At 45.6% G+C, this 7286-nt stretch carries 9 protein-coding genes; 3 read left to right on the forward strand and 6 right to left on the reverse strand.

The window, feature by feature from the left end:
• Window positions 1–82 precede the first annotated feature (82 nt).
• The 3 genes from IM509_RS08235 to psbZ form a co-directional block, all read right to left on the reverse strand.
• Window positions 83–421 carry a hypothetical protein gene (locus tag IM509_RS08235; RefSeq protein ID WP_081417801.1) on the reverse strand — a complete coding sequence of 113 codons (339 nt, stop codon included), beginning with the start codon at window positions 419–421 and terminating at the stop codon, window positions 83–85.
• 55 nt (window positions 422–476) lie between these two features.
• Entirely contained in the window at window positions 477–1022 is a 546-nt protein-coding gene (gene ribH / locus IM509_RS08240) for a 6,7-dimethyl-8-ribityllumazine synthase (RefSeq protein WP_052276215.1), read from the reverse strand.
• A 167-nt stretch (window positions 1023–1189) separates the two neighbouring features.
• Window positions 1190–1378 carry a photosystem II reaction center protein PsbZ gene (psbZ, locus tag IM509_RS08245; protein WP_002732865.1) on the reverse strand — a complete coding sequence of 63 codons (189 nt, stop codon included), beginning with the start codon at window positions 1376–1378 and terminating at the stop codon, window positions 1190–1192.
• Between the two features lie 536 nt (window positions 1379–1914).
• On the opposite strand from psbZ, the gene IM509_RS08250 reads away from it, so the two are divergent.
• A complete protein-coding gene (locus IM509_RS08250) occupies window positions 1915–4614 on the forward strand; it encodes a CBS domain-containing protein (protein ID WP_185237714.1) in 2700 nt (899 codons plus the stop codon).
• Here the strand turns inward: IM509_RS08250 and IM509_RS08255 are convergent.
• On the reverse strand, window positions 4611–4775 hold the full coding sequence (locus tag IM509_RS08255; RefSeq protein ID WP_002733784.1) for an Asl3888 family RNA-binding protein: 165 nt from the start codon (window positions 4773–4775) through the stop codon (window positions 4611–4613). The genes IM509_RS08250 and IM509_RS08255 overlap by 4 nt on opposite strands.
• Window positions 4776–4887: 112 nt before the next feature.
• Window positions 4888–5181, reverse strand: a complete 294-nt coding sequence (gene rbp / locus IM509_RS08260) for an RNA-binding regulator (RefSeq protein WP_052276213.1) — start codon at window positions 5179–5181, stop codon at window positions 4888–4890.
• A 241-nt stretch (window positions 5182–5422) separates the two neighbouring features.
• On the opposite strand from rbp, the gene pheS reads away from it, so the two are divergent.
• Both pheS and IM509_RS08270 read left to right on the forward strand, forming a co-directional pair.
• On the forward strand, window positions 5423–6427 hold the full coding sequence (gene pheS, locus IM509_RS08265) for a phenylalanine--tRNA ligase subunit alpha (RefSeq protein WP_072923568.1): 1005 nt from the start codon (window positions 5423–5425) through the stop codon (window positions 6425–6427).
• Window positions 6428–6440: 13 nt separating this feature from the next.
• The gene (locus IM509_RS08270; protein WP_002762429.1) at window positions 6441–6785 is read left to right on the forward strand and encodes a DUF4870 domain-containing protein; all 345 of its coding nucleotides are present in this window, start codon (window positions 6441–6443) and stop codon (window positions 6783–6785) included.
• A gap of 343 nt (window positions 6786–7128) precedes the next feature.
• Here IM509_RS08270 and IM509_RS08275 read toward each other — a convergent pair whose 3' ends face one another.
• Window positions 7129–7254: a hypothetical protein gene (locus IM509_RS08275; protein ID WP_287716789.1), complete on the reverse strand. Its 126-nt coding sequence runs from the start codon at window positions 7252–7254 to the stop codon at window positions 7129–7131.
• Window positions 7255–7286: the final 32 nt, after the last annotated feature.

Raw genomic sequence — 7286 nt, forward strand, 5'->3', positions numbered from 1 at the left:
ATGGGGCGAAAGTCTGTGGACTCTGTGTAAGACAGTACATGGTTTTTTAACTGTGGTATGCGACGGTGGTGGAAGCAGAAACTTAAATCGTGAGGTTTAGGAATCGCCGCACTTTTAGGGCGGCGAGGATGTCAAATTCTGGCAAATCCCCCAAACCGGTAATAGCTTCGAGAACCACTTCTATCTTAGCCTGTAGTCGGTTGAACTGATGTTCCAAACGATCAAAGCGCTTGTCAATGGCGGCGAATTTTTCATCCACTGCGGCGAATTTTTCATCTATATGCCGTTCCATAGCGTCAAAAGCTGCCGTAATCCGCCCCTCTGGTTCTAAATCTAATTCCAGAGTCTTGATTCTCTCGACAGCGTTGACTAATTGCCGTCTGAGTTGGTTAATATATTTGTTCTGTTCAGCTTCGCTCATCATTGGAACTCCGGGAGTGGGGACAACTAAAATCCTAAATGCTGGGGGAATTTTCTTAGCCTTCCATCAGTGCCTGTTGGGGATTATTTTGCAATAATTCTAGGGGTTTATCTTCATCCCGGGGGCGCAATTGACGCATGAGACTAGCCATTTCTAGGGCAGATAGGCCATAATTCCAGCCCAAATTACTTTTAATACCGGCCCGTTCGAGGGCCTGTTGTAGAGTATCAGTGGTGAGAATACCGAAGACAACGGGAACACCGGTCTGAAAAGAGGCCGCGGCGATGCCTTTAGCAGCCTCGGCGGCAACGTAGTCAAAATGGGGCGTTTGGCCGCGAATAATTGCCCCTAGACAAATGACGGCATCGTAACGGTGGGAAAGGGCGACTTGACGGGCTACCATTGGCACTTCAAAGCTACCGGGTACCCAGATATAATCCACTTGTGTGCCATCGGGATTGACATCAACCCCGTGACGCTTGAGACAGTCTTGACAGCCTGATAACAGTTTATCAGTGACGAGATCATTAAAACGACCAATCACGATCGCAAAGCGCAAGGACGATATATCCTCGGTAAAATTTCCCTCAAAAACAGTCATAGGCAAAAGGGGATAGGGAGTGGGGAGTGGGGAGTGGGGAGTGGGGAGTGGGGAGTGGGGAAGTGGGGAAGTGGGGAAGTGGGGAGTGGGGGAAGCTGTCTCATCACCCTATCACCCCAAAACCCTATCACCCTATCTCCTCCTGACTCCCGTTCTCCTGATCAAGACTAAATAACTAAAAAGTTTAAAATAGCGACGGCAACGACTAAAATCGCCCAAATTGCCGAACCCACATAGAGGAGGGGTTTCGATTGATCCCAGTTTTGGGGGGAAGCATAGGCAACGGGAACCCCAATCACCATCAGCAAGGAAAATAAAACTAGGGCAATGAGAAAGAATTGAAAGACAATGGACATGATCGGGTTCTCCTAAAACACTTGATATTAGATAATTCTCCCTGATATAGTACCGTTCTCCAGAGTTATAGACAACTGAAGTTTTGGAAGGACTTGTTAAATGAGTGGTTTACTTCCGCTCAAAGAATAAGGACATCCAAGGTCTAAACGGCAAGACCTTTAGTTCATAGCCACAAGGCATTTGAACTTACTTTTGCACATATCCTAATTGACTACCTCGCTTGAAAGATCAACATCTTCGCTACTACCATATTTTTGAACCATTTAGGTTATGGATTTACGGGTTGCTTGCGCCCATCTTCAAGGTCATCGGCTCTCGGATGTATCCTGATTTTACCTCTTTTGGAGCAACTTACTCTCGCAGTTTTCAACCCTACCAAATTTTGTTACTTAATGGAAATAAGAGATAGGGATTAGGGGATAGGGGATAGGTGGTGGGGAAATGGGGAAATTCAACTAATGCCCCAAAACCCTAAAACCCCAAAACCCCCAACCCTCAACCCCTAACCCCCAACCCCTAAAACCTCAAAAAAACTATGGATTTAATTTTATGTCATCAAACGGCGGATTTTGACGCTTTGGGGGCAGCGGTGGGTTTATCGTTGCTGAAAGCGGGTAGTCGCATTGTGTTAACGGGGGGAGCGCACCCAACAGTAAGGGAATTTTTGGCCCTGCATCGGGATGAATTCGCTTTAATTGAACTGCGTAGTGTCAATCCGGCCAGTATTCGCTCTTTAATTATCGTTGATAATCAGTGGCGAGAGCGTCTGGGAAAAGCCTCCCAGTGGCTCGATTTAGGGCATTTACAGGCGATCGAATTGTATGATCATCATTTGGATAGTGAAAGTGATATTCACGCCTCTAGCGTCCATTTAGAAGCGGTGGGAGCCACCACGACTTTAATTGTGGAAGCTTTACAAAAAGCCCAGATTAAACCAAACTCGATGGCAGCGACGGTAATGGCGCTCGGTATTCACGTTGACACGGGTTCCCTGACTTTTGCCGGTAGTACCCCCAGGGATGCCTATGCTTTGGCTTGGTTAATGACCTGTGCTGCTAACATTAAAACGATCGCCCAATACTGTCAACCGAGTTTTTCCCCGCGCTTACAGGAGTTATTTAGCCTTGCTTGGGAAAATCTAGAGATTAAAACGATCCATGACCGTAAAATCGCCCACGTTCTCCTCCATACTGCCGATTTTATCCCGGGTTTGTCTAGTGTAGCCGAGCGCCTACTGGAATTATCCGATAGTGATGCGTTACTTTTTGGCCATAGTTATAGTAAAGACGAGGAAGATAATTCCCGACAGCGTTTAACTGTGATTGGTCGCTCTAGGATCGATGGAGTGAATCTATATCAGCTTTTTTCCCCCTATAACGGCGGTGGTCATGCTCAGGCCGCTTCGGTGAGTTTTCGCGATGTTCAGCCAGTTCAACAGTTAAATCAACTACTGGGGGACTTAATTGCTCAAATTCCCCCTTCTCCTACCGCTAGGGATTTAATGTCTTCTCCGGTGCGGACAATTCGTCCCGATACTTCCATATCTCAAGCCGAGCGCATCCTTTTTCGTTACGGCCATTCGGGGTTATCGGTGGTAGATGATCAGGATCGCTTAGTTGGGGTGATTTCTCGTCGTGACCTCGATTTAGCTCTCCATCACGGCTTTTCTCGCTCTCCTGTGAAGGGATACATGACTTGTAATCCGAAAACTATTACCCCCGACACTTCTCTTCAGGAAATCGAGTCGCTGATGGTAACGTATGATTTGGGGCGTTTACCTGTACTAGAAAATGGGCAGTTAGTCGGTATCGTCACTCGTACAGATGTATTAAGACAGATTCATCAAAATGAGCGGGTGCGTTTTGAAGGGGTTGCTTTGGTTTCCTGTCTTTTACCGGCGATTAAAGAGCGTTTAGAGCCGATTTTATGGTCATTCCTGCAAGCTGCCGCCGCTGCCGCTCAAAAACGCGGTTGGCATCTCTATCTGGTTGGGGGTGCGGTGCGGGATTTATTGTTAGCCACAGAAAGGGATTCTTTATTGTTACAGGATATCGATTTAGTGGTGGATGGCTGCCATCGTGCCGCCGGTGTGGGTGCGGGGGTGGATTTGGCTAATTGTTTACAGGAAATTTATCCGGGGGCCCGGTTATCGATTCACGGGGAATTTCAGACGGCGGCTTTGTTATGGCACAAAGATGAGCGTTTTGGCTCGTTATGGGTGGATATCGCCACGGCACGCACGGAATTCTATCCCTATCCCGCCAGTAATCCCCAAGTGGAGGCTAGTTCGATTCGACAGGATTTGTATAGAAGGGATTTTACGATTAATGCTCTGGCAATTCGCCTAACTTCGCCGAAAGAGGGAGAATTACTCGACTTTTTTGGCGGTATGTTGGATTTACGCGCCCAACACATCCGGGTTCTCCACGCTAATAGTTTTATTGAGGATCCAACGCGCATCTATCGAGCGGTGCGTTTTGCCACTCGCTTAAGATTTGTTATTGAACCCTTGACAGAAAACTATATTAGGTATGCGATCGAAAGTGGGGTTTATGATCGCTCACGGCAACAAAATCAGAATGCACCCGCTTTACAGTCCCGTTTAAAAGCGGAGTTGAATTATATTTTAGAGGCGGATTACTGGGAAAGTGCCTTAGAAAAGTTGGCTGATTTGGGGGCTTTGCACTGTTTACACGGGGATTTAAGTTTAAATCGGGCTTTATGGCGACAATTGCGCTGTCTCAGTCGTTGGTTAGATTGTTTAAGTCTGGAATTGCCGGTGAATGTTTGGTTAATGCGGTTGGAATTATTAATCGCTTCTCTGGCTGTGGGGGAAAGAATAGCGATCGCTAATAACTTACAATTGCCTAAAGATACTGTGGGGCGTTTACAAAAACTAGAAGTTATGGAAAGGGAGATTAGCAATAATTTTGCTTATGATCGACCCGTTAGTCAAATTGTCAGCTTTTTCAATGGTTATCAGGTTCCTAGTTTGTTATTGGTGGCGGTGAGGAGTCAGACTAGGATTAGGGGTTTAATCTGGCAATATTTAACTAAATGGTCGCAGATTGAGGCTCCTATCGACGGCAATGACCTAAAAGCTTTGGGTTATCAACCCGGTCCCCAGTTTAAATCGTTACTTGCGGCGGTGTTGGGGGCGACTTTAGATGGAATAGTCAGCAATAAAAGCGAGGCTATGGCTTTTATTGCTAGATTAACTAAGTCAGCAGATTAGGTATCGGCTGCCCCTTCATTTTCCGAAGATTGTCTTTGATCGCTGGAATAACCGCCTCTACCTCCTCTGGTGGTGGTACGATTAGAGGCAGCCCGGAATTGACGCGCGTAGGCACGGTTGCGTTCAGCTTTTTCTTTTTTCAAATTACGACGTTTAGCCACAAGAATCTCCTTGGGATGTTAGATAGACAAGCGGGGAAACGAGCGCTCGCTCCCCCTATTGACAATGAAAACAAGTTAGGTAATCATAGCCTAGAATGGTTACGATTGGGGATTAGTAGCGACGATCTCGATTGCGATTGCCACCACCGAAGGAAGATCTGGGTTCTTTTTCACGAGCTTGATTGACTTTTAATTCTCGTCCCATCCATTGAGCGCCGTCAAGAGCGGCAATAGCGGCAGCTTCTTCCTCTGGGGTTTCCATTTCCACGAAAGCGAACCCGCGTTTTCTTCCCGTTTCCCGCTCCATGGGGAGGTGAACGCGCTTAATTTTACCGTATTCGTTAAAAACCTCAACTACGTCGCCTTGGTCAACCTCGAAGGGGAGATTACCAACATAAATTGACATAAAACCTATCCTTGCACAGATAAAAACAACAGATTTGTAGAGAACCAAGATTTCGGGAACTAGCTGAACCAATACTAAACAGAAACGCTTTGACCATTAATACTGACAACGAGCCGCAGTGCCGACTTTTATTCTCGATCTCCATCGTAGCACATAGCTATTAGCTTTGATTGATGCTGCCTCTCCCGCCACCCGAGCAGATAAACTAGACTAGAATGCTGCCCTAGAAAATGCCCTAATTATGAGTTTATCCCCCCATCCGATCGAAACTGCCCTAAAAACCTTAGCAGGGAAAGCGGAAAATTCCATCGAAGAAACAACAACCCTAGAAGACTTAGAACAGCTAAGGGTGAATTATCTGGGTAAGAAAGGAGAATTATCGCAGATTTTACGGGAAATGGGCAAATTAAGCCCCGAAGAGAGACCGCGCCTCGGTGCGATCGCTAATGAGGTCAAAGAATTAGTACAATCGCTGCTGGAATCCCGGCGAGAAAGTCTAAATAATGCCCAAATTCAAGCGAAATTAGCGGCGGAAACCCTCGATGTCACCCTACCTGCTCTTAGCCGTCCTTTAGGGCGAATTCACCCCTTAAATAGCACAGTTGATCGCATGATCGATATTTTCGTCGGTCTGGGTTACAGCATCGCCACTGGGCCGCAGGTAGAAAGCGATTATTATAATTTTGAGGCTTTAAATATCCCTGCTGACCATCCGGCCCGGGATATGCAGGATACTTTTTTCTTGAGGGATGGTCGTTTATTGCGGACCCATACCTCCCCGGTCCAAATTCGCTACATGGAAAGTCACGAACCCCCGATTCGGATTGTGGCCCCGGGCCGGGTTTATCGTCGTGATACCGTGGATGCAACCCATTCCGCGGTTTTCCATCAAGTGGAATTATTAGCGGTGGATAAGGGATTAACTTTTACGGATTTGAAAGGAACAATTAAAGAATTTCTTAAGCAAATGTTTGGGGCTGATTTACCGGTTAAATTCCGCGCTTCCTACTTCCCTTTTACCGAACCCTCGGCCGAGGTAGATGTACAGTGGAAAGGCAAATGGTTGGAGGTGATGGGCTGTGGTATGGTGGATCCCAATGTCTTAAAAGCAGTCGGTTATGACCCCCAAATCTATACGGGTTTTGCTGCCGGTTTTGGCGTGGAAAGATTTGCTATGGTATTACATGAGATAGACGATATTCGCCGTTGTTATAATAGCGATATCCGCTTTCTACGACAATTTTAGGGGGATAAACCCGATGGTCATGAGTGAAGATTTAACCAAAAAAAGACTCCTATCCGTGGCTTGTCATGCTTCGATCTTTTTGAGTGCTACGCTGGTATCGGTGGGGATTCCCTTAGCTATTTATTTCATTTCTGATGATGAAACGGTGAAGGAAAACGCCAAAGAAGCTTTAAACTTTCACCTGAATATGTGGTTATACTACCTAATTGCTGGGATTCTAGTTTGGGTTTTAATCGGTTATTTGCTCTTACCGATTCTTGCTGTGGTGAATATTGTTCTCCCCATTCTTGCTATCCTGCAAGTCTGGAACGATGCTTATAAGGTTTTCCGTTATCCTTTTATTTTCCGGGTTCTGTAATTAATTATCGGGGTTGCAACCTGTTCAACCCTCGGTGCATCTCATTTTTGTAAATCTGTTGAGTTGGGATTTTTAAATGTAAACTGTCTTCTAAAATTGGTAAGTAGTCATGCAAAATAAATTTCCTAGTGAAGACAGGCAAGAGGCAATAGGCAAGAGGCAAAAGCTTTATCGAAATGTGTAATTAATTTTGCTTAGGTACTTAATTACTTCCGATTTTATCACTCAATCCACGTCTTTGGGGGGTAGAACCCCCCAAACCCCTAGGGTTGATTCATTTAAATTAAGTACAGCTGATTTTGAGTCAATAAATTTGACTGAAGATTCTCAAGTTTATCTTTTTCTAACCAAAAGAGTTAGGGTTCTTCGTTACTTGGTATGGTTCAATAGGGGGGCATAAATCGACTAAATCCTTATCTGGCAAGAGACTTAATTGATTAGTTCGCTCTAGAGCAAAAACAATTGACAAAAATCGCCAAATGCCTTTCTACATAAAGGTTC

Source organism: Microcystis sp. M31BS1 (genome assembly GCF_020245285.1).
GTDB classification, from domain to species: domain Bacteria; phylum Cyanobacteriota; class Cyanobacteriia; order Cyanobacteriales; family Microcystaceae; genus Microcystis; species Microcystis panniformis.

Excerpts from the sequence above, each read along its gene's own strand:
- IM509_RS08270 (WP_002762429.1), top strand. The coding sequence starts at position 6,441 with ATGGTCATGAGTGAAGATTTAACCAAAAAAAGACTCCTATCCGTGGCT.
- psbZ (WP_002732865.1), bottom strand. The coding sequence starts at position 1,378 with ATGTCCATTGTCTTTCAATTCTTTCTCATTGCCCTAGTTTTATTTTCC.
- rbp (WP_052276213.1), bottom strand. The coding sequence starts at position 5,181 with ATGTCAATTTATGTTGGTAATCTCCCCTTCGAGGTTGACCAAGGCGAC.
- ribH (WP_052276215.1), bottom strand. The coding sequence starts at position 1,022 with ATGACTGTTTTTGAGGGAAATTTTACCGAGGATATATCGTCCTTGCGC.
- pheS (WP_072923568.1), top strand. The coding sequence starts at position 5,423 with ATGAGTTTATCCCCCCATCCGATCGAAACTGCCCTAAAAACCTTAGCA.
- IM509_RS08250 (WP_185237714.1), top strand. The coding sequence starts at position 1,915 with ATGGATTTAATTTTATGTCATCAAACGGCGGATTTTGACGCTTTGGGG.
- IM509_RS08235 (WP_081417801.1), bottom strand. The coding sequence starts at position 421 with ATGAGCGAAGCTGAACAGAACAAATATATTAACCAACTCAGACGGCAA.